At 69.5% G+C, this 24,682-nt stretch carries 29 protein-coding genes; 13 read left to right on the top strand and 16 right to left on the bottom strand.

Going from position 1 to position 24,682, the window contains the following annotated elements; translation table 11 throughout:
- The first annotated feature begins 58 nt into the window (after window positions 1–58).
- Entirely contained in the window at window positions 59–226 is a 168-nt protein-coding gene (locus P5G46_RS11530) for a hypothetical protein (protein WP_239274822.1), read from the top strand.
- Window positions 227–318: 92 nt separating this feature from the next.
- Here the strand turns inward: P5G46_RS11530 and P5G46_RS11525 are convergent, their stop codons facing one another.
- The 3 genes from P5G46_RS11525 to P5G46_RS11515 form a co-directional block, all read right to left on the bottom strand.
- Window positions 319–951 carry an arsenate reductase/protein-tyrosine-phosphatase family protein gene (locus P5G46_RS11525; protein ID WP_408905737.1) on the bottom strand — a complete coding sequence of 211 codons (633 nt, stop codon included), beginning with the start codon at window positions 949–951 and terminating at the stop codon, window positions 319–321.
- A 124-nt stretch (window positions 952–1,075) separates the two neighbouring features.
- Window positions 1,076–1,411, bottom strand: a complete 336-nt coding sequence (locus tag P5G46_RS11520; protein WP_239274820.1) for a hypothetical protein — start codon at window positions 1,409–1,411, stop codon at window positions 1,076–1,078.
- A gap of 91 nt (window positions 1,412–1,502) precedes the next feature.
- On the bottom strand, window positions 1,503–1,778 hold the full coding sequence (locus tag P5G46_RS11515) for a helix-turn-helix domain-containing protein (protein ID WP_239274819.1): 276 nt from the start codon (window positions 1,776–1,778) through the stop codon (window positions 1,503–1,505).
- Between the two features lie 451 nt (window positions 1,779–2,229).
- Between P5G46_RS11515 and P5G46_RS11510 the strand changes: the two genes are divergently transcribed.
- Window positions 2,230–3,591: a sugar transferase gene (locus tag P5G46_RS11510; protein WP_408905736.1), complete on the top strand. Its 1,362-nt coding sequence runs from the start codon at window positions 2,230–2,232 to the stop codon at window positions 3,589–3,591.
- Between the two features lie 57 nt (window positions 3,592–3,648).
- Here the strand turns inward: P5G46_RS11510 and P5G46_RS11505 are convergent, their stop codons facing one another.
- Window positions 3,649–5,304, bottom strand: a complete 1,656-nt coding sequence (locus tag P5G46_RS11505) for a tyrosine-protein kinase domain-containing protein (RefSeq protein WP_408905735.1) — start codon at window positions 5,302–5,304, stop codon at window positions 3,649–3,651.
- Between the two features lie 338 nt (window positions 5,305–5,642).
- Here P5G46_RS11505 and P5G46_RS11500 point away from each other — a divergent pair, with 338 nt between their 5' ends.
- The gene (locus P5G46_RS11500; RefSeq protein ID WP_408905734.1) at window positions 5,643–8,114 is read left to right on the top strand and encodes a LuxR C-terminal-related transcriptional regulator; all 2,472 of its coding nucleotides are present in this window, start codon (window positions 5,643–5,645) and stop codon (window positions 8,112–8,114) included.
- Between the two features lie 16 nt (window positions 8,115–8,130).
- Here P5G46_RS11500 and P5G46_RS11495 read toward each other — a convergent pair whose 3' ends face one another.
- Window positions 8,131–8,322, bottom strand: coding sequence for a hypothetical protein (locus P5G46_RS11495; protein ID WP_239274815.1), 192 nt, complete (start codon window positions 8,320–8,322; stop codon window positions 8,131–8,133).
- Window positions 8,319–8,981 carry a DUF998 domain-containing protein gene (locus P5G46_RS11490; RefSeq protein WP_239274814.1) on the bottom strand — a complete coding sequence of 221 codons (663 nt, stop codon included), beginning with the start codon at window positions 8,979–8,981 and terminating at the stop codon, window positions 8,319–8,321. Before P5G46_RS11490 ends, P5G46_RS11495 begins: the two co-directional genes overlap by 4 nt.
- Before the next feature lie 372 nt (window positions 8,982–9,353).
- On the opposite strand from P5G46_RS11490, the gene P5G46_RS11485 reads away from it, so the two are divergent.
- Together P5G46_RS11485 and P5G46_RS11480 are read left to right on the top strand one after the other, a co-directional pair.
- Entirely contained in the window at window positions 9,354–10,289 is a 936-nt protein-coding gene (locus tag P5G46_RS11485) for an aldo/keto reductase (RefSeq protein ID WP_239274813.1), read from the top strand.
- A gap of 27 nt (window positions 10,290–10,316) precedes the next feature.
- Complete coding sequence (locus tag P5G46_RS11480; protein ID WP_239274812.1) at window positions 10,317–10,544, top strand: hypothetical protein; 228 nt, start codon at window positions 10,317–10,319, stop codon at window positions 10,542–10,544.
- A gap of 99 nt (window positions 10,545–10,643) precedes the next feature.
- On the opposite strand, the gene P5G46_RS11475 is transcribed toward P5G46_RS11480, so the two are convergent.
- Window positions 10,644–11,015 carry a DUF7882 family protein gene (locus P5G46_RS11475; RefSeq protein WP_408905733.1) on the bottom strand — a complete coding sequence of 124 codons (372 nt, stop codon included), beginning with the start codon at window positions 11,013–11,015 and terminating at the stop codon, window positions 10,644–10,646.
- Between the two features lie 93 nt (window positions 11,016–11,108).
- Here P5G46_RS11475 and P5G46_RS11470 point away from each other — a divergent pair, with 93 nt between their 5' ends.
- Both P5G46_RS11470 and P5G46_RS11465 read left to right on the top strand, forming a co-directional pair.
- Window positions 11,109–11,669, top strand: coding sequence for a MarR family winged helix-turn-helix transcriptional regulator (locus tag P5G46_RS11470; RefSeq protein ID WP_239274810.1), 561 nt, complete (start codon window positions 11,109–11,111; stop codon window positions 11,667–11,669).
- A 78-nt stretch (window positions 11,670–11,747) separates the two neighbouring features.
- The gene (locus P5G46_RS11465; RefSeq protein WP_239274809.1) at window positions 11,748–13,589 is read left to right on the top strand and encodes a DUF2207 domain-containing protein; all 1,842 of its coding nucleotides are present in this window, start codon (window positions 11,748–11,750) and stop codon (window positions 13,587–13,589) included.
- Between the two features lie 13 nt (window positions 13,590–13,602).
- Here the strand turns inward: P5G46_RS11465 and P5G46_RS11460 are convergent, their stop codons facing one another.
- The gene (locus tag P5G46_RS11460; RefSeq protein ID WP_408905732.1) at window positions 13,603–14,301 is read right to left on the bottom strand and encodes an esterase/lipase family protein; all 699 of its coding nucleotides are present in this window, start codon (window positions 14,299–14,301) and stop codon (window positions 13,603–13,605) included.
- Between the two features lie 167 nt (window positions 14,302–14,468).
- Here P5G46_RS11460 and P5G46_RS11455 point away from each other — a divergent pair, with 167 nt between their 5' ends.
- A complete protein-coding gene (locus P5G46_RS11455) occupies window positions 14,469–15,905 on the top strand; it encodes a glycosyltransferase (RefSeq protein ID WP_239274807.1) in 1,437 nt (478 codons plus the stop codon).
- Window positions 15,906–16,049: 144 nt separating this feature from the next.
- Here P5G46_RS11455 and P5G46_RS11450 read toward each other — a convergent pair whose 3' ends face one another.
- A complete protein-coding gene (locus tag P5G46_RS11450; RefSeq protein WP_239274806.1) occupies window positions 16,050–16,235 on the bottom strand; it encodes a hypothetical protein in 186 nt (61 codons plus the stop codon).
- 285 nt (window positions 16,236–16,520) lie between these two features.
- On the opposite strand from P5G46_RS11450, the gene P5G46_RS11445 reads away from it, so the two are divergent.
- The gene (locus P5G46_RS11445) at window positions 16,521–17,543 is read left to right on the top strand and encodes a TerC family protein (RefSeq protein ID WP_239274805.1); all 1,023 of its coding nucleotides are present in this window, start codon (window positions 16,521–16,523) and stop codon (window positions 17,541–17,543) included.
- A gap of 105 nt (window positions 17,544–17,648) precedes the next feature.
- Window positions 17,649–18,614: an LLM class F420-dependent oxidoreductase gene (locus tag P5G46_RS11440; RefSeq protein WP_239274804.1), complete on the top strand. Its 966-nt coding sequence runs from the start codon at window positions 17,649–17,651 to the stop codon at window positions 18,612–18,614.
- Window positions 18,615–18,636: 22 nt separating this feature from the next.
- Here the strand turns inward: P5G46_RS11440 and P5G46_RS11435 are convergent, their stop codons facing one another.
- Window positions 18,637–19,599 carry a helix-turn-helix domain-containing protein gene (locus P5G46_RS11435; protein ID WP_275437848.1) on the bottom strand — a complete coding sequence of 321 codons (963 nt, stop codon included), beginning with the start codon at window positions 19,597–19,599 and terminating at the stop codon, window positions 18,637–18,639.
- Between the two features lie 299 nt (window positions 19,600–19,898).
- Between P5G46_RS11435 and P5G46_RS11430 the strand changes: the two genes are divergently transcribed.
- Window positions 19,899–20,714, top strand: a complete 816-nt coding sequence (locus P5G46_RS11430) for an endo alpha-1,4 polygalactosaminidase (RefSeq protein ID WP_408905731.1) — start codon at window positions 19,899–19,901, stop codon at window positions 20,712–20,714.
- A gap of 37 nt (window positions 20,715–20,751) precedes the next feature.
- On the opposite strand, the gene P5G46_RS11425 is transcribed toward P5G46_RS11430, so the two are convergent.
- The 4 genes from P5G46_RS11425 to P5G46_RS11410 form a co-directional block, all read right to left on the bottom strand.
- Window positions 20,752–21,243 carry an FBP domain-containing protein gene (locus tag P5G46_RS11425; protein WP_239274801.1) on the bottom strand — a complete coding sequence of 164 codons (492 nt, stop codon included), beginning with the start codon at window positions 21,241–21,243 and terminating at the stop codon, window positions 20,752–20,754.
- Window positions 21,244–21,502: 259 nt separating this feature from the next.
- Window positions 21,503–21,880 (bottom strand): PPOX class F420-dependent oxidoreductase, encoded by a 378-nt coding sequence (locus tag P5G46_RS11420; protein WP_308192641.1) that lies wholly within the window; start codon window positions 21,878–21,880, stop codon window positions 21,503–21,505.
- The gene (locus P5G46_RS11415) at window positions 21,874–22,416 is read right to left on the bottom strand and encodes a 2'-5' RNA ligase family protein (protein ID WP_408905730.1); all 543 of its coding nucleotides are present in this window, start codon (window positions 22,414–22,416) and stop codon (window positions 21,874–21,876) included. Before P5G46_RS11415 ends, P5G46_RS11420 begins: the two co-directional genes overlap by 7 nt.
- A gap of 7 nt (window positions 22,417–22,423) precedes the next feature.
- Entirely contained in the window at window positions 22,424–22,801 is a 378-nt protein-coding gene (locus tag P5G46_RS11410; RefSeq protein ID WP_239274798.1) for a DoxX family protein, read from the bottom strand.
- A gap of 169 nt (window positions 22,802–22,970) precedes the next feature.
- Here P5G46_RS11410 and P5G46_RS11405 point away from each other — a divergent pair, with 169 nt between their 5' ends.
- The gene (locus tag P5G46_RS11405) at window positions 22,971–23,264 is read left to right on the top strand and encodes a sigma-70 family RNA polymerase sigma factor (RefSeq protein WP_408905729.1); all 294 of its coding nucleotides are present in this window, start codon (window positions 22,971–22,973) and stop codon (window positions 23,262–23,264) included.
- Between the two features lie 37 nt (window positions 23,265–23,301).
- Here the strand turns inward: P5G46_RS11405 and P5G46_RS11400 are convergent, their stop codons facing one another.
- Complete coding sequence (locus P5G46_RS11400; protein ID WP_239274796.1) at window positions 23,302–23,640, bottom strand: DUF7882 family protein; 339 nt, start codon at window positions 23,638–23,640, stop codon at window positions 23,302–23,304.
- 200 nt (window positions 23,641–23,840) lie between these two features.
- Between P5G46_RS11400 and P5G46_RS11395 the strand changes: the two genes are divergently transcribed.
- Complete coding sequence (locus P5G46_RS11395) at window positions 23,841–24,296, top strand: MarR family transcriptional regulator (protein WP_239274795.1); 456 nt, start codon at window positions 23,841–23,843, stop codon at window positions 24,294–24,296.
- A gap of 6 nt (window positions 24,297–24,302) precedes the next feature.
- Here P5G46_RS11395 and P5G46_RS11390 read toward each other — a convergent pair whose 3' ends face one another.
- Complete coding sequence (locus P5G46_RS11390) at window positions 24,303–24,623, bottom strand: DUF7882 family protein (RefSeq protein ID WP_239274794.1); 321 nt, start codon at window positions 24,621–24,623, stop codon at window positions 24,303–24,305.
- Between the last annotated feature and the right edge of the window lie 59 nt (window positions 24,624–24,682).

Below are 24,682 nucleotides of genomic sequence, written 5' to 3'. Positions count from 1 at the left end.
ACCGCTACAGTGTGTCCACTACCCGTTAAGCACCACCGGACTCCAAAGGAGAAGTCCCATGGTCTTCGTCGTCGCCGCCGTCGTCATCGGCATCGTCACCTGGATCGTCGCAGCGCTCGCGGCCGGTATCGGTCTCGGACGCATCATCGCTCGCGCAGACAGCGAGGAAAGGCGGGCGCAGGATGCCCCGTCGAACGCGGCATTGCACGGGGTCATCACGCTCTGAGGCAGCCTTTCCCGCGAGGGGTCACGGAACCGATACTGCGGCCCGACGCGTCACCGCGCCCGGGCGGGCTCGGGGCGGACGCCCGAGCAGCGTTACGGCGTGCGGCGTGCCCGGAGCGCCCGGCGAGTGAGGGGAATGGCGGGGCCATCCCCACCGTCGACGACCGCTGCCGCAACCGCGTGCGCGATGGTCTCGACAGCCCCCACCGCCTGTCGTTCGAACTCCGCCCACACGGTCGGTGGCTGTCCGATCGGGTCGACGAGGTCGTCCTCTCGGGCGGACCCGCGACGCACGCGCGTGCGGAGCTGCGCAGCCGCGCGGATGAGCGATTCCCATCCGGCGCCAGCGGGCGGCCCCTCGTCGCCGAGCAGACGCGCGAACTCGCGCACCGTAAAGGTGGTGTCCAGCGATCCGGGGCGCATATCGAGCACGGTGCGCCGGTGCGCCGCTTCGGCACACAGGACCGTAGTGCCGGGGCTCAGCATCGACTCGTCGAGCAGGCGCGTCCGGTGATCGTCGAGATGGATGCCATGGGCGCGTCCGACCTCGACGACGTTCGGTTCGGCAGGCATCCCCGGTCGAGCTGCGGCACCGGCACTTCGGATCTGGACCTCGGCGCCGCCCATTTCGACGAGGCGTGCGCGCAGCAGATGCTCGACGAACGGTGATCGGATTGCGTTCGCGGTGCACACGATGAGGAGACGCGGTGCCGTCGATTCGCTCACGAGACCCTTTCAATCGACGCGGGGATGACTTTCGGCGCACTAGTCCATCGTCTTCCGCGCCGACCCCGTTCGCGGGCCGCCGACGACACCCGGCGCCGCGCGGGGGTGAATGGTTCTCGGCAGCTCATGAAGAAAGTGCTTGCTGGACATCGGGATCGTCGACGAGCGCACGTCGGAGCTCTCGTGCGCCGTCGAGACTGAGCGCCAGACCGGCGCCGTCCGCGGTCTCGATGATCAGCCAGCTCTCGACGTCGTCTGGTCGGCGGAGCACACCCACTTCGACATCCCGCCAGACACCGGGCCCCGTCTCACGGGCACCCCTCACGCGCGCGAGGAATCCCCGACCGACGCTGCGGTGCGCCTCGTCGTCGGGATGCATCGTGTCTCGGTGCGGTGTCGCACACCACACGAGATTGCACGCACGTTGCGTGAATTCAGGACGGATCTCGTACTCACTCATGCCGGACACCTCTCTCTACGGGGCGTCGACGAGAACGCCCCGGTCATCGGTGGGCACGGAGGAAGTGAAGCACGAACCTCCGACACCGCCCTCAGCGGCCGGGAGCGATGCCGTCCGGCGGCTGCGGAAGGAGATCCGACAGCGAGAGGTCCAAGACCTCGGCCAGGCAGACGATCGTGTGGAGCCGCGGGTTCGCCGGCGTGCCGGGATTGGATTCGCCGCGCTCGAGTTTGCGATACGTGAAGGTCGCCAGCCCGGCGGCGTGCGCCACGTGCTCCTGGGAGAGACCGCGCTCCGCTCGAGCATTCCGAAGCCGGGCACCGAAGTCGCGGGCGTACTCGTTCCAGGGATCGGACACGTCGGTCATGCGTCCAGCTTGACCGTTCGGCTACGCCCACATGAACATGCATACATTTTGTCGTGCGTCGAAGTGCACCGAAAGTCCTCTACCTGACGGGGGTGATGGGTCGCAGGGGCGAGGTGATCGCGAAGGCGATCTGCAGTCCCGATCTCGGCGAAGACACGACAAAGAACGCGCGCGGGAACGCGGCGATTGGTATGCCCCCGTTCCTTCACCCCGCCGCCACAGCCCTGGCATCCACCGTCGGTCAGGACCGCCGGGTGGCAGAGTGCCCGGACCCCACGCCGATCCGTTCTTCCGGAAGGCGTCTCGACTCCAGCCACTGAACCCGATCAGCGGAGGAACTATGGATTTGGCCACATCATCATCTGCTTCGCCAGCTATCGCGGAGAACTTCGCCCCTGCCCGTCCGCCACGACGCCGTACGTGGCAAGCGCGCTACGCCCGGCGCCTCGCCGTGTTCGATGCCGCCGTCGTGGTCGTCGCGGTGTTCGGAACACAGCTGTTCTGGCTCGGACCAGATCACACCGGGGTCAGCGCGGCTCCGGTCGATTACACCACCGTCTCCGTTCTGCTGTGCATCGCGTGGCTGACCGCGCTGGCACTGTGGGGCACGCGGTCTCCGCGCGTCGTCGGACACGGCGTTGCCGAGCACCGTCTCGTGATCGCCGCCTCCCTTCAGTTGTTCGGGCTCGTGGCCATGGCGGCGTACCTGACGGGAGTCGACCTTTCCCGCGGCTACTTCCTACTGAGCCTCCCGGCGGGCACCGTCACCTTGCTGGCAGCGCGCACACTCTGCCGGTCGTGGCTCGGCGCCCGTCGCCGCCGCGGCGACATGTCGACGCGCGTCGTCCTCGTCGGCAGCCCCGAAGAGAATGCGCGCGTATCGGGAGAGATCGCTCGCCAGCCCGGTGTCGGTCTCATCGTCGCCGGGGCACTTCCCCGAGGAGCCGACGACGCCCCCACCTGGACCGACGAGGACGCGCGGCAGTTGCAGCAGCTGCTCGAGGATGTCGACGCCGACAGCGTTCTGGTCACCGGAGGCGGCCACCTCGATGCGCACGATATCCGTCGCATCGGCTGGGGTCTGGAACCCGGACGCCATCACCTCATCGTCGCCGTCAATCTGACAGACGTCGCGGGCCCCCGCATCCACACTCGCCCGGTCGCCGGTCTCCCCCTCGTCCACGTCGAGACGCCGCAGTACTCGACCCGTCAACGCGTGCTGAAGAGAGCCTTCGACGCCGTCGTCGCCCTCCTTCTGCTCGTTGCCCTCAGCCCGCTGCTGCTGGTGCTCGCGGTCCTCGTGCGCTTCTCCGGCCCGGGGCCAGTCCTGTATCGACAAGAGCGGGTCGGGCAGGGCGGCACGTCCTTCGGGATGCTGAAATTCCGGTCGATGGTCGACGGAGCGGACGCGCGCCTCTCCGAGCTGCTGGCGGCACAGGGACGCGACGGCAGCCCCCTGTTCAAGGTCGACGACGACCCGCGCATCACCCCGATCGGCCGGATCCTCCGCACCTACTCCCTCGATGAGTTGCCGCAGTTGTTCAACGTTCTCCTCGGACAGATGAGCCTCGTCGGCCCACGGCCCCAACGAGAAGCCGAAGTCGCCTTCTACGACGACGACGCACGCCGCCGCCTGATCGTCCGCCCGGGCATGAGCGGTCTGTGGCAGGTGAGCGGTCGCTCCGCCCTTTCGTGGGAGGACGCCATCCGGCTCGACCTCTTCTACGTCGAGAACTGGTCCTTGGTGGGCGACATCGTCATTCTGTTTCGCACCGTCAAAGCGGTCGTCGCTCCCGGCGCCACGGCTCACTGAGCGCACGACGAAGGCGCCGGCCCCTCGGGGTCGGCGCCTTCGTCGTCTCGGGCGGGATCAGGCAGGCGGACGACGGCGAGCGATGGATGCTTCCCCTCCGACGCCCGGGGCACCGCTCGCCGACGACGCGTGTTCACCAACGCTGTCGCCCGACACCGAGGAAGGCTTCCCCCGCTGAGAGAGCGTTCGCAGCCCGCTCACGTTCGAGGGCGGCACGTCCGACGAGCGCCGACGCGGTCCGGGCGCCGGCTCGCCGCGTGGGGCCCGCCCTCCGGGCTTCGCCAGGCTCAGACGACGCCACCACGGACCGGACGCCTCACTCGTGCTCGGGGCGCCGTACCCGTAGTATCCGCCGTACCGCGATCCGTAGTAGCCGGAGTCCGCTCCGCGCAACGGCGCACGGTTGAGGACGACGCCCAACAGCCGTCCCCGGGTCTTGGCGATGTTTCCCACCGCGCGCACCAACATGTCGTCGGTCGTGCGCCCAGCGGTGACCACCAGCACCGCCCCATCCGCCCAGCTCGCGATGACCGCGGCGTCGGCCACCGCGAGCGTCGGGGGCGAATCGATAATCACGACCAGATCGTCCGCCAGGCTGCGCGCGAGTTGCTGCATCCGCTGAGAGCCCACCATCTCGCTCGGGTTCGGAGGAGTGCGTCCCGCGGCGACAACGAACAGACGACCGTGCTCGTCGACCTGATGCGCGACCTGATCGATGCGGGCGCGACCGGCCAGCACATCGGACAGCCCCACGTCATCGGAGAATCCGAAGGTCGCCCCCAGCACCGGTCGGCGCAGGTCCGCATCGATGAGGATGACCGATTGACCCGTGGCGGCGATGCTCACGGCCAGGTTCGCCGCGGTCGTGGACTTGCCGTCTCCGGGCAGTGGACTGGTGATCACCATGACACGTGCGGGATGGTCGACGTCGACGTACTGCAGATTCGTTCGCAACTCCCTCATCGCCTCTTTGTGCGCGAACGACCCGCGGCCGTCGCGGATGTCGTCGAACGAGAACACCGCCCGGCCGGCGGCGAGTTCTTTGTCGACGGGGAGAACGCCGACGACCGAGGAGTCGACGGCGTCGGAGATGTCATTCGCCGACCGCACCCGCCGGTCGAAGGCGCGACGGACGAGGGCGAAGACCACGCCTACCACGCCGCCCGCGATGAATCCGATCGCCACGTTCAGACGGACGTTCGGCGACGAGGGCGCCGTGGGGAGGCGGGCGGAGTCGCCCGCGACCAGACGGACCGCCCCCTCGGCCTGTCCCGCCGATTCGAGTTGCTTGACCTGTTCCGTCATGCCCAGGAGCCACGCCTGGGCGAGATCCCGCGCCTGCTCAGGCGTGGGCGCGTCAGCTTCCACGCGGATGTTCACGGTATCGACGGGGTTGGACACGCGGATGCGCTGAACGAGGGACTCGGGGCTGTCCGTGAGCCCCAGTTCGTTGCGCGCCGTCTCGGCGACGGCCCGCCAGTACCCCATGTCGATGAAGGACTTCACCTTCGACAGCGCGAGGCTGTTTCCCGCGAGCGAGGCGCCCGTCGAACCGTCGGAGGACGTGCTGGCCACGTACCCGGTGGCGTCTGCGGTGTAGACCCGCGGCTGAAGGGCGCTCCAGCCGAAACCGGCGAGTCCTCCGACGACGGCAAGGACGACGATCGTTTTCCAGTACGCCCGCAAGATGCGCACGACCCGCTGCATATCCATGTGTTCCGCCTTCCGCGTCGACCCCCGCGAAGGGATCGCGAGCGAGGGGAAGCATAAACAGACGCCGAAGCGTCACGTGCGTGGCCGTCGGAGCGCTCAGTCGGGCGAAGAACGAGGGGAAAGCGCGGCGTCCCCGAGCGGGTGATATCTGGGACCGGAGTGTGATGCCCGCAGGGTGAAGGCGGGATTACTGCGGGTATGAAACCACTCCCTTCGACTCACATCCGGGCGATCATCGCCCAATGATCGGGTGAAGCGCATCGCTTTCGTGCGCCTCCTCGTCGCCCGTCACCCGAGCCGGGCACACCCCACACCTTGCTCGAGAGTTGGAGAGAACGATGATCATCGACATAGATCTTGCGCCGACCTCCGCGCGCACCGCGCGACGATCCAGTCGCTTCTGGACCCCCCGCAACGCCACCATGGCCAAACTGCGTGAGGCACTCGACAGTGATGTCGTCCTCCTCCGCGGCCCGGCGGGCGTGGGAAAGAGCGCGCTCCTCCGCCAGTTCGCCGGCGCCCTCGAGGACGACCCCGGAATCGGCATCCAGCTGCTGGATGCCGGCAGCGCGAGCGCCGAGACGCTGGATCGCGTCGCGGCCGGGTTTCGCGACGGCCCCCCGCAGCACGTGCTGCTGGTCGACAATCTCGTCGACAAGCCGGGCATCGATTCCGCGGCGATCCTCGGCCTGTTGCGTTCCGACCCGGAGCTGCGCGTCGTCGTCGCGACCCGACACGTGACCCAACTGGAAAGCCCGCTCGTCGCGCTCGAGTTCGACGTGCACGTGCTCGCACCGGCCGATCTGCTCATGGCGCGCGACGAGCTCTCCCTGGTTCTCGAACTCAATGGCATCGAAACCACGGATGTCGCGGTCGACGTGCTGATGCAGCGCACGCACGGGTGGCCCGCTCTTGCGCAGCTGGCCAGCTCGCGGCTCCGCCTGGAGAGCCTTCCCCTGCGCACGCGTGACGAAGCCGACGCGATCGCGGACTACGCCGGCCGTGCCCTCACCGCGGACATGGAGGCTCACCTGGGCACGCCGGTCACGGACGACGTCCGCCTTCTCGCGGTCGCTCCGTACATCAACGTGGAGCTCGCCAACGCCATCGGCATCGACTCCACGAGCGAGACCACCAGTGAGCTGTTGACGCAGCTGCAGGATGCCGGTTTCGTTTGGCCGAGCACCACTCGACTCGTGCTCGCCGAGCCGGTTCGCACCCAGTGGCTCAGCGAGATCACCGCGGCCGCACCCGAGCTCGTCGAGCACGCCCGCCTGCGGCTCCTCGATCACCTCGTCGCCGCGGGCGAGCCGCTCCGAGCGGCGCAGCTCGCCGCGGATGCGGCACAGTGGACGACCCTGGGAGCGATTCTGCGCTCGGCCGGGCCGGAGATCTGGGCGCGGGATGCCGCCGCCTTCGACGCGCTCGTCCGGGAGATCCGAGCGCACGTCGGTTTCGACCCCATCTCCGTCGACGCGTTGCTTGCCATCGACCGCGAGACGGCTCTGTCCGCAGAGACCCCCGCGCTCGTCGTCGGGGCACTCGGCCGCCTCCCCGAGGCGAAGGCCGCCGCCCAGCAGAACGTCGAGGCCTTGGTGTTGCGCGTCAGTCTGCTGCGCGCGGCCGGGCGTTTCGCCCTGGCGTCGGAATCGGCATCCTTGCTCATGGATACCCTTCGCCGGCGTCCCGCGCTTGCCGATGAGGCCATCGCCGAGGGCTGGTACCAGGTCGGGATGACGCATCTGGCCATGGGACGACTGCGCGACGCCGCCCTGGCACTGGGGCAGGTCGAGCGGCTGGCACCGCCGGCGCGTCGACTGCGAGCTCGGGGAGTGCTCGCGATCGTCGCCCTCCTCGAGGGCGACGTTCGCGCGGCCGGGATCTTGTGCGACACGGACCGCGACGACAGCTGGATCTCGTCCCCGTGGGGTGAGGGCACCCGTCTCGCCGACGCGTGGCTGCATCTCGAGCGGGGCGACGCGTCCGCGGCCCGGGAGAGCCTCGACACCCTGACGGCGACGGGCGGCGCCCGGGAGCTCTGGCCGTTCGCGGCGGTGACGCAGGCCATCGCGTTCCTGCTCTCCGGTTCGGCTCCGGATGCGCTCGGGATGCTCCGCTCCTGGATGTCGCGGACGCGGAGCACGCCCCCGTCCCACTTCCAGTCGGTCCACCTCCTGACCGCTCGAGCCAAGGTGCTGATCGCGCTCCGCCAAGCACGCAAGGCCATGGCGCTGTTCGAGGGTCCGTTCGGTCTCTCCGCAGCGACGGCGCCCGCGATCGCTCTTTCCCAGCTCTATGCGGGACGCGCCCACGAGGCCTACGTCATGAGCGTCAAATGGGGTATCCACCAGGACTCGTCCCCGCGGGCTGCCCTGGAGAGCTTGGTCGTGAGCATGGTCGCTGACATCCGCCTCAACGGCGCGGGCGCGCACCGCTCGACCGCTCAGCGGGCCGAAGCTCTCAGCATGCGGCACGACCTGTGGAGCCCGTGGAGCGCCGTGGCGCCCGAGGACCGCGGGCTCGTCCTGCGCTTGCTGTCGCCGGCGGCCCGCGACCGAGTGGCCGCGCGCGCCTCCTTCTTCGCGTCATCCGTCAGCGTGCCGCATCTCACCAAGCGCGAGCAGGTGGTCCTCGCCCAGCTCACCCCGACGTCGACGATCGCCGACATCGCGCGAGCGCTCGTCGTCTCGCCGAACACGGTGAAGACGCAGCTGCAGAGCCTTTACCGCAAGCTCGAGGTCTCCGACCGGGCGAGCGCGATTCGTGCGGCGCACGCGTGGGGACTCATCGAGGTGGACAACGAGGTGTGAGCCGGGGCGGCGCTGGTCAGCGCCGCTCGGTCCGCCGCCGTCGTGCGTACACGCCGATCAACCGCCCCACGATGAGCACGAGGACGGCGATGATGATTCCGGGGAGAGTCAAGGGGACACCCGCTCCGTGGAGCACGACGAGGACCACGACGATCGCCGCGAGCGGCGCGACGACGCCGAGGATCCGAGCCAGACGTCGACGGGTCATGGTGCAACGGTACTCGCGCTGGACGGGATGCTCGACGCCGGCCGGGCGGGCAGCGTCAGGGTGCCCTCGTCCCGCGCGACCTGGAACCCGAAGACCCCGAACCAGGCGATCGCCAGCGTCGCCGCCGTGAACTCGAGGTTCCCGCCGAGGACGGTGTCGCCGCGGAACAGCGCGAGCATCGCACCGGTGAGCGAGGTCACGCCGACGGCGACGAGCGTGGCGAGACTGGCCGCGCGCATCCATGGGCGACGACGGAGGAAGGACACCTGGGCCATCGCGACGATCGCGAGAACGAACCCCAGCACGGCCGCACTGATGTGAATGAGATCCTGCGGGAGCGCGTTCGGAGTGAAAGGAACGGGACATCCCGGCGAGCAGGTGACGACGGATGCCAGGGCAAAGCAGGCACCGCAGACGACGAGAGTGCCCGCGATGGGCCACCCCGCGACGTAAACGAGTGGGCGATGGAGCAGAGCCCGGTCGACGAGCACGGCCGCGATACCGAGCAGCAGAAGAGAGAAGTTGAAGACGGGAGCCGTCGGCATCCCCGTCGCACCGAGCTGACTGACGTAATGGACGCTCGGATCCCACAGGCGACTCACCCAGATGAGTGCTGCGCTGAGGAAGGCAGCGGTGCCGCCCACGGTAGCGAGGGCCACGACACGGCGGCTCCCTGGCCGAAGCTCCCTTCGGGGGGACCCGATGATCGTCTGTGACATGGGCGTCTCCGGTGGCGTCGAGGGGCCCGGCTACAGTACCGCGCGACCGGTGTTCGGCAGGCGTCGCGAGCGACGCTGAGGACGGAGCGGTCGGAAGCCGGGTGCCCGATAGGCGATTCGGTGGGTGAGGATTTCGAGGATCGGCGGTGGGAGAGGCCCCGGCAATGGCATCGTCGTCTGCGAGTGATCCCGAGTGGTTCTCCCCCAAAAGTTCCTCACTCGATGACGATCACTCCACTTGGATGCGCGGTCTCGTGACCACGGCACCCGGTTCGAGACCGCGCATCCCCTTCTCCGGGCTAACGTGGAGCGATGCGCACCGTTCCTCTCGGACCCTCCGGCCCCGCTGTTCCCGCCGTCGTCGCGGGAATGATGCGTATCGACGGCAAGACCGACGACGAGGTGCGCTCGTTGTACTCCGCGGCACGGGCCGCGGACATCGACTTCTTCGACCATGCCGACATCTATGGCCGAGAGGTGCACGGCGCCGAACGCCGATTCGCGGAGGCGCTGCGTCTCACGCCCTCCGAACGCGCCGAGATCCGGCTGCAGACGAAGACGGGCATCGTGCGGGAAGGGCCCTTCTTCGACTTCTCCTTCGACCACATCGTGTCGTCCGTCGACGAGTCGCTGCGAGCACTGCAGACCGATTACGTCGACGTCCTGCTCCTCCATCGACCCGACGCCCTTGTCGAGCCCGAGGAGGTGGCTCGAGCGTTCGACGCTCTCGAGTCCGCAGGCAAGGTGCGCGCGTTCGGCGTCTCGAACCACACTCCTCGACAGATCGATCTGCTCAAGACCGCCGTCCGCCAGCCGATCGTCGCCAATCAGGTGCAGCTCTCCGTCGCCCACGCGCCGACCGTCGCGCAGGGGCTGGCGATGAACATGGAGACCGCAGCGCAGGCAACGGTTCTCGACGGCGGCGGACTCATCGACTACTGCCGACTCGAGGGCATCACCCTGCAGGCGTGGTCGCCCCTGCAGGGAACGCGAAGCGAGGGGGTGTTCCTCGGCGATCCCGCGTACTCGGAGCTGAATTCGGTCATCGATCGCGTGGCGGACCGCTACGGGGTGACCCCGCTCGCGATCGCGGTCGCCTGGATCGCGCGGCATCCCGCGGGGATCCAAACGGTCCTCGGGACGACGACACCGAGCCGGGTCACGGAAGCCGCCGCGGGCGCCGACATCGTGCTCGACCGCGCGGAGTGGTACGCCCTGGTGCGTGCGGCCGGCTATACCGTGCCGTGAGTTCGCAGTGAGGGAGAGGGTCAGCTGGTGAAGAGCACGAAAGTGCGCCCCTGGGGCGCCGTGATCTCAATGATCGCGGCTGCCGTCTTCGCAGCGCCGACGCTCGTCCTGCCCGCCGATAGCCCGGTCGGACCGAAGCTCGTCTTCATCGTCGTCGGATCCGTATTGCTGGCGACGGCCATCGTGGCCACGCGTGCTGAGTCGGGGTCACGAGGGGGGCAGCCGCAGGACGCCGAAGACGACGTCACGCCGTAGCGGCGGCGACCGTCATCGCGGGGGTGATCACCGTGATCGGCTGAGTGGGCACGTCCCACGCCGCAGGTCGCGCGGCGGTGCCGTCGGGGGCCAGGGCGGTCATGCGGCGCGCGCCAGGGAGCGCGTCGAGCTCGCCGAACGCGCCGACGTCCGACGTGCCGGAGCTGCGACGGCGGCATCCTCGATGTCCAGGCTGAGCCCGCGCGACGAGTTGGCGTCGTTCGCCATCCGCTTGAGCAGATCCTGGTCCAGAGATTCCGGCTGCTCGGAGTCGAACACGAAGCGGAGGGGAATTGCCGGCTGCAGCCATACGGTCGAGCGACCGACGGGCTCGTCCGGGCCGTGCGTCCACGAGAGCGTGAAGCTCTCTCCTCGGCGCAGCTTCGTGGCCACGACGACCTTGACGTGGGCGAGCATCCGATCGTCGATCGTGATGGGCTCGGGGGTCGTTCCGTAGAACAGCTTCGCCATGGTGTTCCCTTCCGTCTTTGCTTGTTCGCAAACTTACTAAATAGACTAGCGAATAGGCAAGCGAGATATAAGGAACCGGTCGAAGGGAGTCTCATGGATGCCATCTCTCCGCCGCCCTACTGGTACGGCGAGGACATGGACGATCGTCGCGGCGCTCGCGTGATGGAATCGCTGCGGGCTTACCGCGCTGCCGAGATGGCCATGCGGCGCCGCACCCAGGACACGATGGCGATGAGCGAGAACGAGCTCGTCGTTCTGCGGTTCCTCACGCGGGCCTCGTCGGCAGGTGCGGACGTGACCCCTGCGGACCTGGCCCGCCATCTGGGGGTGTCGACCGCGTCCATCACCGCATTGCTGGATCGACTCGAGCGATCCGACCACGTGCGCCGCGAGCGCCACCCCACCGATCGGCGCAAGGTCCTGGTGCGTCGCACCGCACAGACCGAGGACGAGATGCGCGACACGCTCGGCACGCTCCACGCACGAATGATGGCGGCGACTCGCGGAATGAGCGAGACCGACGCGGACGCCGTGACCGCGTTTCTGAACCGCATGAGATGCGCGGTCGGGGGACGCTGCGCGGCCACCGGAGATTCGTGCTGCCGGATCGCGACGTCGACCGGCACGGACCAGGATGCCGCGCGGATGCCGTAGGCGTGGCGTGGGGCACGGCATCCATTGATCCCCCCTGCGAGGGAGTCGGTCCGCAGCCCACCTCGGTACCGTCGAGGCATGGACGCTTCCGCCACCCGGGTACGCCCCCTCCTGGCCGCCGCGGCCGCACTCGCCCTCGTCGTCATCGGCCTGGCTCTCCCCCTCCCCGCGCGAGCGGACGTCGATGACTTCACCTTCGCGTCGTTCGATGCGCAGATGACGCTGTCCCGGGCCGACGACGGCCACGCCGAACTCGCGGTGACGGAGACGCTCGTGGCGCTCTTCCCCGACGAGGATCAGAACCGCGGGATCATCCGCGCGATCCCGAACGACTACGACGGTGTTCCGCTGCAGACGACGATCACGGGGGTGACGGGCCCGGACGGCGAGACGATTCCCTACGAGGTCGAGACCGATCGCCGCGAGGTGCGAGTCCTCACCGGAGACGACGCCTACGTGCGAGGCGAGCAGACCTACGTCATCTCCTACACGCAGCGCGACACCATCCGCGCGTTCGCGGATACGAACGCGGACGAGTTCTACCGCGACATCAACGGGACACAGTGGGAGCAGCCCTTCGGGCGCGTGCGCGTCGAGCTGTCCGTCGACGACGACCTCGCGCGCGTCGCCCTCGACGGCGCCGCCGCCTGCTACCGCGGCGCAGAGGGGTCCACCGATCGATGCGACATCGCCCGTGCGGACGACGCAGACGGTTCCGCGACCTTCACCGCGTCGTCCGACGACCTCGGTCCGGGCGAGAACCTCACGATCGCCGTCGGATTCGCCCGCGGGACGTTCGTGCCCGGTGAGGTCGTCCGCACCCCGGCGGAGCAGTTCTCGGTGGATGCCGCACCCACGCTGACGGGGATCTCTATCGGCACGGTGGGGGTCGGTGCCGTCGCGCTCGGCACCGCCGCCGTGTCGCGTCGGCGCAATCGTGACGCCCCCGGGCGCGGGATCATCGTGGCCGAGTACGCACCACCCGCCGACACCGACGTGCTCGAGGGTGCTCACCTCGTCCGCCGCCCCCGCGCCGCGATACAAGCAGCCATCCTCGACACGGCCGTCGCCGGTCACCTCCGGATCGTGGAGGATCCGGCCGCCGACGACGACCTGGTTCTGGAGTACGTCGACGGCACCGGCGCCACGCCGATGCGCGCGGGCGTTCTGACTGCCGTGTTCGGCCGCGCACCGGCGCCCGGTGCGCGCGTCGCGCTCGACACGCCGGGAAGCGACGTCGGCGAGCGTCTGCGCGCCCTGACCGCCACGGCGACCTCGGAGCTGCGAAGCCGCGGGTGGATGGGACGGCCGCGTATGGGCGTTGCGGTGGTCGCCGGCGTGATCGCGGTCGTCGCCTTCGCCGTCTCGGTCGGCGCCGTGCTTCTCACCGCGGTCGGCGCCACCCCCACCGGGTGGCAGATCGCGGCGATCCCGGCGACGGTGGTGGCCGGCATCCTGACGTTCGCGCTCATCCGTTACTCGGACCGGGTGACGGATGCCGGGGCTCGCGCGCGAGATCATCTGCGCGGCCTCCGCGAGTATCTGACGCTGGCCGAGGCCGATCGGCTGCGCATCCTGCAAAGCCCCGAGGGTGCGGAACGTCGATCCGTCGCGCCCGATGGACCTGCTGACGTCCTCCACCTCTACGAGAAGCTCCTGCCCTGGGCGGTGGTGTGGGGCGTGGAACGCGAATGGGCGGACGTTCTGGCCACGCGGGCGCGTGCCGACGGCGCCGATCTCGGCTGGTACATCGGACCGAACGGCTTCTCGAGCGCGGCGTTCGCCTCTTCTCTGGCGACGATGCAGAAGGGCAGCAGCCCCGCCCCGCAGGTCAGCGGGTCGGGCAGCTTCTCGGGAGGGTCCTTCGGCGGTGGTTTCTCCGGCGGCGGGATGGGCGGAGGCGGCGGCGGGGGACGCTGACCGAGGCGGCGGGTCACTCCGCAGCGCGGATGACCTCGGCGATCACGCGCGGGTCAGCGAGCACCCGGAAATGGCCCCCGCCATCCAACCGGACGTTGCGCGCGCCGGCGAGCTCACTGCCCTCGGGAATGTGCGGATCGAAGGCACCGAAGACCGACACGATGCGCGAGTTCACATCGGCCGAGGCGGCGAGCGCGCGCATCGTGGCATCCCCGGATCGGAAGGCGCGCAACGACGGCGTCGGCATGAGCCGGCTGTAGCGCGACCCCCCGAACGGCGTCGCGACCGCGACCATCGCCCGCACGCGGGTTCCGACCGGATCGAAGGCCATGAGGTGTTTACCGATCAGGCCGCCCTTGCTGTGCGCCACGAGAACGACGTCGTGCAGGTCGCGCTCTCGGAGCAGGGCGGCGGCGACGGCGGCGGACTCGACGATGGGGCGACGGTTGGATCCGAGCCCGGTCACCACGTGGATCGGATGGCCGCGATCGTGCAGCACGCGCGCGAGCGGTTCGAGGAAGCGCCACGTCTCGTAGATGCCGGGGAGGAGGACGAGCGGGCGACCCTGCCCCGAGGCGAAGTCGTCCGGGCGCCCCGGGCCGACGGCACGCACCTGCGCCGCCGCGGCGTAGGCGTAGTCCTGAGCCCACCACACGGCATCCCGCGCGAGGGTGCGCCACCCGGGCACGGGGGACACGGCATCCGTCGTCATCCCCCCATCTTCGACGGCGACCGGCGCCGAACGCCCCGGGGTTGCCAGAGCGCGGGCGGACGGCTCCCGTAGAGTCGCCTCATGCGCTTTCCCCCCTCGGCGCCGCGGCCCGCCCACACCGACCGGGCCGCACACCCCGGGCCCCTCACCGGATCCGGGGGCGCACGGTGACCGCGTTGCCGCACGGGCGGCAGTTCGTTCTGACCTGGGGCATCCCCCGCGACTACGGCGGCTTGACGGCCGCTCTGCTGCAGCGCTCCCGCCTGTTCGACCGCCTCGGCGGCGTCGCCGTCGACGTGCTCACCTGTGACGATCGTGCCGACGTGCGAGCAACGGCGACCGAGCTCGCGGAACGGGACGCCCTGTCGCCCCGCGTGCGCGTTCGCAACCTGTGGGAGTGGCTCGGCGAGAACGACCTGCGGGGAAAGCCGGTGACCGGGGCCTCCGGTTTCGCTCCTCTCGCGACCGGAGCCGCCGAGGAACGCGCGGGCGAGGCCGTCGTGCGGCGCATCCGCACCGACGCCGGGGGCAGGGTCCTCCAGATCGACCACCTCCGGCCGGACGGCACCCTCGCAGCGAGCGACCGGCGGGATGTCCCGCATACCGGCGGGGGCGTGCGGCGCATCATCGTGACGTGCGACGCGACGGGCGCACCGCGTGCCGCGTGGCGCGGTGTCCGCGCGCTCTACGCTGCATGGCTCGATCGTCTCACCGCGGGCGAGCGGTCCTTCGTGCTCGTCGACAGCAAGGCGATGGCGCGGTTCGCCGCCGGATACCGCCGCCCGCACGTCGTCGTGGCGCACATCGTCCACGGATCCCATCTCACCGACGACGGCTCGGCACTGCGCCCGTCGCGAGCCGAGGTCTTCGCTCGGCTGGGCGCGTTCGACGCGGTGGTCTTCTGCACGACGCGTCAGGCCCGGGACGTCCGGCGCCGCGTCGGCCCCCTCCCGCTGCTCGCCGTCGTCCCCCACCCCGTCGCCCCCGTGGGGGTGTCGGCTGCAGAACGTCGCGGGGCGGTCGTTCTGGCCCGGCTCGAGCCGATCAAGCGTGTGGAGCACGCCGTCGAGGCGGCGGTGCGCGCCGCGGATCGTGTCCCCGGCCTCACGCTCGACGTCTATGGCGACGGGCCGGAACGTGATCGGTTGCAGGAGATGGCGGGCTCCGGAGAGGTCGTGCGGTTCCACGGCTTCACCCCGTCGGCCCGAGAGGCGCTGAGTTCGGCGTCGGTGCTGTTGTTGACCAGCCGGTCCGAGGCGTTCTCCCTCGTCATCGCGGAGGCGATGGCCGCCGGCTGCCTTCCGATCTCGTACGACGTTCCGTACGGACCGCGCGAACTCATCCGGCATGGGCGTACGGGCTGGCTCGTTCCTCCCGGCGATGTGTCGGCGCTGACGGATGCGCTGGTGCGAGCCCTTGCCACCGAAGGGCCCGTGCTCGAGCGGATGCGACAGGATGCCGTGGTCCGCACCCGCGCACTCGACGAGCGCACCGTTCTGGATCGCTGGGGTCGCGTTCTGCGCCGGGCCCAGCGGAGGCACGCCGCACGTCGTCAGACCTGGCGTGTGCGTGACGCGCTCCGCCGTCGCCTTCGGATCCGCTGAGAGCGTACCCTGTCTCCCGCGATCAGGCGTAGCGTCGTTTCCCCCAGCCCCGGCATTGCCGGTGCGGATGACGCCCTCAGCGGCGTGCGACGACCCCGTCCGTCGAGCCACTCCCCCACGCGGCTCCGGACGGGGTCCGTCGCCTTACCTGTCTTCGCCGTAGGCGCGGATGCTGCGCACGTCGTCGTGGAGGTCCTCGTCGGCCGCGGCGTTGCCGACCGCGGCATCCGCCGCTCGCTGTTCCTTCGCGCCGGCCTTCTTCTCCTCCGGCGCGGCCTCGGTGGCCCCGTCCATGATGGGGGCGTCCTGCGTCTCGTCGCGGTCGTCCATTTTCGTCCTTTCCTTCGACGTCGTCCTGCCATCGTCGGACGACGGGGGCGGCCGCGGCGAGGGGTTGCGCGCTCGCGGGACGCATGCTGAGCAGGCAGCCCATCGGCCGCCGCACAGCCGCGCGGGGAATGGGTGCCGTACAATCGACCGGAGCAAGGGGAGTACTCCCACGCGACGAATCCGTCAGTACGGTCCACGCCATCGTGGACCCGGGTCGTCGGTCCGCGTCGCGGATGGAGGAGACCTTGGTGTTTTGCTGTACACCAGAATCCCCTGGAGGCTCGCGTGGGTGTCACCCCGCTCATCTGGATCATCACGATCGCGGTCACGATCGCATTCTTCGTCTTCGAATTCTTCGCCCACGTGCGCAAGGCGCACGAACCGTCCATCGGCGAGTCCGCCCGGTGGTCGGCGTTCTACATCGGCCTCGCCCTGCTGTTCGGGGTCGGCATCGGCGTCGTCTCGGGGTGGACCTACGGGGGCGAGTACTTCGCGGGTTACCTGACCGAGAAGGCGCTCTCGATCGACAACCTGTTCGTGTTCCTCATCATCATGACCGGGTTCGCGGTGCCGAAGAAGTACCAGCAGAAGGTGCTGATGATCGGCATCGTGATCGCGCTGATCATGCGGGGAGCCTTCATCGCCATCGGTGCGGCGCTGATCGAGAACTTCTCGTGGATCTTCTACATCTTCGGCGCGCTGCTGCTGTTCCTGGCCTACCGCCAGGCCTTCGCGCACGGCGAGAGCGACCCCGCGAACGGCAAGTTCATGCGCTTCGTCCGGCGCGTCCTCCCCGTCACCGAGGAGTACCACGAGGACAAGCTCACGGTGAATCGCGACGGCAAGCGCTTCGTCACGCCGATGCTGCTGGTGATCATCGCGATCGGATTCATCGACCTGGTGTTCGCGGTCGATTCCATCCCTGCGATCTACGGACTCACGAACGAGGCGTACATCGTCTTCACGGCGAACGCTTTCGCGCTCATGGGCCTGCGGCAGCTGTACTTCCTCATCGGTGGTCTGCTCGAGCGCCTGGTCTACCTCTCGCAGGGTCTCGCGGTGATCCTGGCGTTCATCGGTGTGAAGCTCGTCTTCCACGCGCTGCACGTCAACGAGCTGCCCTTCATCAACGGCGGCGAGCCGCTGCTCTGGGTGCCCGAGATCCCGATCTGGTTCTCGCTGTTGTTCATCGCGGCGACCGTGGCGGTGGCGACGGTGGCGAGTTTGGCCAAGACCCGCAAGGATGCCGAGAAGAAGCGGCGCGACGAGTTCGAGGGTCGCAAGGTCATCCACGCCCCCGAGGACTGACGCACTGCGACGGGCCCACGGCACACGCCGTGGGCCCGTTGCCGTATCCGATCGGCGAGCGCAACCCCGCGGCGGGGCTCACCCGTCGCGCCTACCGTGACCGTCATGACTCGTTTCGGATACACCCTCATGACCGAGCAGAGCGGTCCCCGTGAGCTCGTGGACTACGCCGTCGGCGCCGAACGCGCCGGATACGACTTCCTCGTGTCGAGCGACCACTACTCACCGTGGCTGACGTCGCAAGGACATGCCCCGTACGCGTGGACCGTGCTCGGCGCCGTCGCGCAGGCGACGACCGATGTCGAATTGATGACCTACGTCACCTGCCCCACGATTCGGTATCACCCGGCTGTCGTCGCGCAGAAGGCCGCGACCCTGCAGCTGCTCTCGGACGGGCGGTTCACGCTCGGCTTGGGCTCCGGCGAGAACCTCAACGAGCACGTCGTCGGTGAGGGCTGGCCGGCCGTGCACGCGCGGCAGGACATGCTCGTGGAGGCGATCGAGATCATCCGCGCCCTTCACACCGGCGACCTCATCACCTACGACGGCGAGTACTTCCGCGTGGACTCCGCCCGCGTGTGGGACGCGCCCGAGGGTGGGGTTCCGATCGGCGTCGCCGTCTCCGGCGAACACTCCATCGAACGGTTCGCGCCCCTCGGCGACCACCTCATCACCACCGAGCCCGAGGCCGAGCTCATCCGCGGGTGGGACGAGCATCACGAAGGCGAATCGCGCAAGATCGGTCAGATCCCGATCAGCTGGGATCCCGACAAGGAGACCGCCATCGCGCGCGCGCACGACCAGTTCCGGTGGTTCGCCGGCGGTTGGGCGGTCAACTCCGACTTGCCCACCCCGGCCGGTTTTGCCGGCGCCTCGCAGTTCGTGCGCCCCGAGGACGTCGCGGACTCCATCGCGTGCGGCCCCGACCTGGACGAATTGGCCGAGAGCGTGCGCCCTTTCATCGACGCGGGGTTCACCGATATCGCGATCGTGCAGGTCGGAGACGCCGAGCAGCAGCGCTTCGTCGACGAGATCGCCGCACCGCTGCTGGAGAAGCTGCGCGCCCTGTGACGTCCGCGCCGGCCACGCGGGCTCAGTCCGCGTGGCCGGACTCGCGAACCCACTGTTCGAGCCGCCACACCGGCACCCGGAACACGCGGGCCACGTCGGGAAGGGCGTGATTGCCCTCCCGCACGGATGCCACGGCGAACTCCCGCATCGAGCCGAAAGTGCGACCCGCCAGGCTCCCCGTGCGGAGATCCGCGAAGGTTCGCGGCCCGTGCGCGGGGGGAGCATCGGGAGCGACGAACACATAGGGCGTCTCTTCGTGCATCCCGCGCTCCGCAGCGCGTCGGTGTACCCGCGGCGCCACCGAGGCAACCGGCACGTGCGGGGGCGCGCCGTGATCCGGTGGAGTCGGGACCGCGGGTTCGGGCGCGGATGCGGGAGTCGCGTCGCTGCTCCCCTGCCCCGACGCAGGAGGCGTTCGTTCCGCGGCGGGGTCGCCGTCTCCGACAGCGGCGACGTCGGCATCGGCTCCCGCGGTCGGCGCGGGCGCGACGGGCGGCGCCTGCGCATCACGACCACTCTCGGCAGGTTCGTCCAGCCACGGCGCCGGCGGAAGATCACCGCCCCACAGGACCGGGCTCGGGATCACGTGCGGGCTCGACCGCGCGGCGTCAGTGGCGTGCGAATCGGCGAGCGCGACGGCACTGTCACCGAACAGGTCCGCGACGCCGACCGCGAAGGCATCGGCGAGCGTGATCAGCACATCCATGGGCGCCGCGACCTGCCCTGCTTCGAGCGTGCGGATCTCCTCTTCCGACAGGGTCGTCGTCAGCGCCAGCGACGCGATCGACATCCCGCGTGCGCGTCGCATGGCCCGCACGCGTTCGCCCAGGCGGCGTAAGACCACATCCCGTCGCTGTGCCTCCGGGTCTTCGCTCACGGTGCTCCTCCTGTCTCGTCCGAGATCGCTGCCCCTTGTCGCCCCACTGTGGCAGCCTCCGACGAGGCCACCGGAGCGGGAGCGCGACGAACAGGGCGGAGGAACCATTGGTCAAGACGGACGCGAGCGCCCGCCACGACGTCGACTCCCGTGCCAGCAGAGACAGAGCGATGCGGACGTGGCGATCGACACCGTCGCGGCGCACCATCGGCATCACCGCAGGCATAGGGCCAGGCCCGGTGCTCGCCGAATGCCCCCTGGCTCACCCGTTTCCTCCGTTCCGCGCGGCGCATGCTCAGAATTGCGGTCCCGGGGAGGCCACAGCAGGTTAGCGCGTCCCCGCCCCCACGGAGACCCGACGCCCGCCCCGTGTCGTGGCGCGTCGGGGACACTCCTAGGGTGGTCGTATGTCGCGCGTCGGGGTCATCGTCGGCATCGTCGTGCTGAGCGCCGTCCTGTCCGCGTGCGCGCCGACCGGAGCCCCGGTGGAAGATCCGCCTCCCCTTCCCGCCGGGACGCTGGTGGACTATCAGCTCGGCCAGCCCTACCCGCCCGCCGACGGTGTGGGCATCGTCGTGCGCGATCGCACCGCCGCGCCCGCCGACGGCCTCTACTCGATCTGCTACGTCAACGCCTTCCAGACCCAACCGGGCGAGAGCGATCAGTGGCCGGAAGGCACCCTCCTCGAGCGGGACGGCGAGCCGGTCATCGACCCGGACTGGCCAGACGAACGCATCGTCGACACGTCCACCGACGAGAACCGTCGGCAGATCGTGCGGCTCGTCTCCGCGTGGATCCGCGGGTGCGCGGCATCCGGGTTCCGCGCCGTCGAGTTCGACAATCTCGACACCTTCACCCGCACCGATGGTGCGCTCACCATCGAGGACAACCTCGCCGTCGCCGAGGCGCTCGTCGTCGTGGCCCACGGAGCGGGTCTCGCCGCCGGGCAGAAGAACGCCGCCGAGTTCGCCGCCGATCTCCGCGACGCGGCGGGATTCGACTTCGCCGTCGCGGAAGAGTGCGCGGCCTACGGCGAGTGCGCGACCTACACCGAGGTCTACGGCACGCAGGTGATCGACATCGAGTACACCGACCGCCTGCCCCGACCCTTTACGAGCCTGTGCGCCGACGAGGACACGCCCGCGGTCACCGTGCTGCGGGACCGCGGACTGTCCGCCCCCGGGGCAGCGGAGTACGCCTTCGAGACCTGCGCGCCGGGCTGAGTGCTTTGCCGGAACCCCGCCGCCGGCGCGCCGACGCTCACGCTCCGGACAGGAGGTCTCGGAAGAAGCTCTCGACCCGCGTCTGCAGTCCGACGATTCGGCGATCGCGTGCGGCCTCGGCGTCATGGCCCAGGTACGCCGGCGGATCGAGACGCCGAACGTTCGCGGAGCACTCGAAATGGGCGCACAGCAGCGTCCCGACGGTGTTTCCGGCTTTGCCCGCGCGGCCGGCCCGACGTGCGGCGAAGAAGACGACGTCGTTGGGCAGGGTGACGTCCGCGCACCACGAGCATTGCGGACGCGAGCGGGTCGGTTGCTCGGCCTGGCGGAGCTGCAGCCCGACGGCGGCGCCGTCGAGCTCGGCGACGACGAAGCCGAGAAGCGGCGACTTCGGGTCACGCCAGCCGAAGTAATCGAGGCGCTCCCATTCCCGGTCGGCGAGATCGTCAGGGACGACGATCGCCTTCCGTTCGCGGAGCGAGACGTTGACGAAGCTGGATCGGATGGTGGATTCGGTCAGAGCGATCATGGGCGTTCCCCAGGACGGGCCGGAGCGTGTCCGGCCGTGCGCACCCGCGTCGAGCACGGGCAAGCGGTGGATGCGCGCCGAACGGGTCGGCGCAGGCGTGGGCGCGGCGACCCGGAGGGTCGCACGGCGACGCCGCTCACGCGGCGTGGAGCACGGATCCGATCGCGCCTCTGCCGCCGGCGCTGCGCGCGCCGACGACCCCCTCACGCCCGACGGGCAGCAGCGGGGTGAGCAAAGGCATACATCGAGGGTACGCCCGTCACGCGCGGAAGGGAGCCGATCCCAGCACTCGCTCGACGCTCATCTCCATCACGACCCGTTCCGGATTCACGCGGGGCTGACGGTAACGCTGGGCGTAGAGGTCGACCGCGAGCGCGACCTTCTCGGGATCGTCGGTGACCCGCGCGGGACCTTCGAAGCTGATCCAGCGACCACCGTCCACCGAGCAGATCGAGGCACGTCCGCTGCGTTCGGCGTTGACGAATTTCTGCGTCCCCCGCGAGCCGATTACCCGCACGACCCCGTCCCGGTACGTGAACCCCACCGGAACGGCGTGGATCCGACCCGTTCGGCCGATGGTGGAGAGGGTCGCCAGGTGATACTCGGCCACGAAGGCGAGCGCGTCGTCGGTCAGCACGATTCCAGCGTGCCACGTCCCGCGATGGGCGAGACCGTTCGCGTCTCGGCATCCCATCGACGGATGCCGAGCGCCCACGCCCTGATCGGCTCGCCGCCCCCCGCGCCCAGGGCGTCGACCGCCTCACCGATCCTGCCGACGGGCACACGACGCGCGAGCGTCACGTGCGGCGTCCACTCCCCCGGCATCGTATGGGGGGCATCGTCCCCCGGTCCCGCGAGCCCGTGCACGGCGGCGTGGAGGGCGAGGAGCTCGCCGCTGGGCACGACCGATCGCGCCAGCACGCGGGTGCGGGACACCCCGAAGAGCACCGGCGCCCCGAGGGTCACCGCCACCGGGAGGACGCGGTCGAGTCGTTCGGCATCGATCTCGGGCAGGGCCGTCCGAACGAGCAGGGTGATGTGGGGGCGGTTGCTCGCTCCCGTGTGCTGGGCCTGACTGGGCAGTCCCGCGTCGTGCAGAAGCCTCCATTCGCGGCGGATCGCGGATTCCGCCTCCTCGTCGAAGACGAGCTCGAGACTGACGACGGCACTCATACCCGCGTCAGCGCGTCGACCACCAGGCGGCGGCCACCAGTACGGGCTGGAAGAACAGGCGTCCGAAGCGACGCTGGTCGGTATCGAGCCCGAAAGCCGAACGCTTCTTGCGCCATTGATCGACGTTGCCGGGGAAGATCGCGACGTAGAACGCCGCGAGCGCGGCGCCGATACGACGTCGCTCGCGCGGCAGGGCGACGAGGGCCACACCGAAGGCGATCTCGACGACGCCGGATGCCACCACGACGGCGTCGCGGTCGAGCGGACCGTGCTCGACGACCGCGTCGGGGACCTGGGCCTGGAAGTCCCGGCGCGCGAAGGTCAGATGCGCCACGCCCGCGAAGGTCATGGCCAGGGCCAAAGCCCAGCGGACGAACGTTTTCATGCCTCCACGGTAGAGCTGCGTCACTTCAGCGGCCCGGGCTTGACGAAACCAGGGGAAGGGCGTGGATGCCGCCCGAGAGGCGGCTACGCGAAGAGCCCGGCGAGCGCAACCCCCGGCCGGGACACGAACGGAACGCTTGACTGGGTTCACGTCGGCGAAGGAGGTGCCCATGACGCTCACGGACGGGGCTCGACCCGACGTCGGGGGTGCCGACGTCGACGCCCTCTTGGTGCGAGCTGCGGCGGGCGATTGCGACGCCTTCCTCGAGTTCTACGACGTCACCTCGCCGCGCGTGTACGCCGTTCTGCTGACGCTGACACCGAGCGCGGACTCCGCTTCGTCGCTTCTCGAGGGGATCTACGCGGAGGCGTGGGAACGCCTCCGCGGCCGGTCCGCTCCCCCCTGCCCGGGGATGGAGTGGATGTCCGTCATCGCGCACCGCCACGCCGCGGGTCGGCCCTGACGTGGGCGCTTTCGTCGAGATGCGCCCATGCCGGCGCTCACACCGAACGCGCCGACGCCTCCCCCTGCTCCGCACGGACGGGTGCGTCGATGTCGATCGTCAGACCGCTGGACGAGTTCGCCGACGTCGCATACGACTGCAGCAGGGCGGGATCGAGGGTTTCGGGTTCGACCGATCCGAAGACGAACCGCAGCGGGATGGACGGCTGGATCCAGATGGTGCTGCGACCGCCGTCTTCATCCTCGGGATGACGCCACGACATCGTGAAGCTCTCTCCCCGACGAAGCTTGGTCGCGATGACGACCTTGACGTGAGCGAGCGTGCGGTCCGGGATCCGGATCGGGCGCTCGGAAGAGCCGTAGAACAGGTGGCCCATGAGCGTCTCCTTCCGGAGTGTGTCGGCTCTCGATGTTTTACTAGGTTACCTAACTATCGCAAAGTGAATCCGCGACGAATTTCTCGGATCTTCCTGCTGTCCTGAGGGATCCGCCCTCTTCGCCGGAGTGGTCGCACCTGAAGAATCTCGTTTGCCTAACTAGACTGTCGCATCGGGCGGCCGGACCGTACAGGAGAGCCATGACGATCGTGACAGAAGAGGAATCCTCGAGGGTCGCCGCCCGCGCCGTCGAACGGCTGCGCCTGGCCGAGGCCCGACTGGCCCGGCGGCGCCAGACCGACTGCGGCCCCAGCGAAAACGCGCGCGCCGCGATGCGTTTGATCCTGGAACGCGCCGACGAAGGCGCGACCGTCACCCCTACCGAGATCGCGCAGGCCTTGGGCGTCTCGACCGCGTCGGTGACGGGCATGCTCGACCGCCTGCACGCGGGCGGGCTCATCGGGTTCGTCGCCAATCCCGCAGATCGTCGCAGCAAGTTCGTCGTACCCTTCGACCGCACCTCCGATGCCGACGCCGTCGATCCGGTCACGGCGCGCATTCGCGAGTTCGCCCTCGACCTGCCCGAGGGAGCCGCCGACCATGTCGTCGAGTTCCTCGACCGCGTCCGAGAGGTCGTCGACGCCGAGTGCCGCTGACCCGCCTCAGGCGATCGTCTTCTCCACGGCATCCGGGTCGGGCTCGGCCACGACGCTGAGGCCGTTGGGCGAACTCGCCTCGTGCATGAGGTCATCCACCCACCGGCGGTTCACATGCGGAGCACGACTGCCGTAGAAGTGGAACACCAACGGAATCGACGGGTGGATCCATAGGCTCCGCGTTCCGCTCCCGTCGCCGACCGGAAAGTGGAACATGAAGGGCTCGCCCCGGCGCAGCTTGTTCATGAACACCAGGCGGAGGTGGGCGAGCGTGCGGTCCTCGATATCGAAAGAGTGACCCAACGCGTTGTAAACCAGTTTTCCCACAGGGAGAGGCTATCCGGTCCTTCACCCTAGCCACCGCCAGGACGATCCATGCGTTATCG

It is taken from the genome of Microbacterium mcarthurae, assembly GCF_046064585.1.
GTDB lineage: Bacteria > Actinomycetota > Actinomycetes > Actinomycetales > Microbacteriaceae > Microbacterium > Microbacterium mcarthurae.
This window is presented reverse-complemented; position numbering and strand designations above follow the sequence as displayed.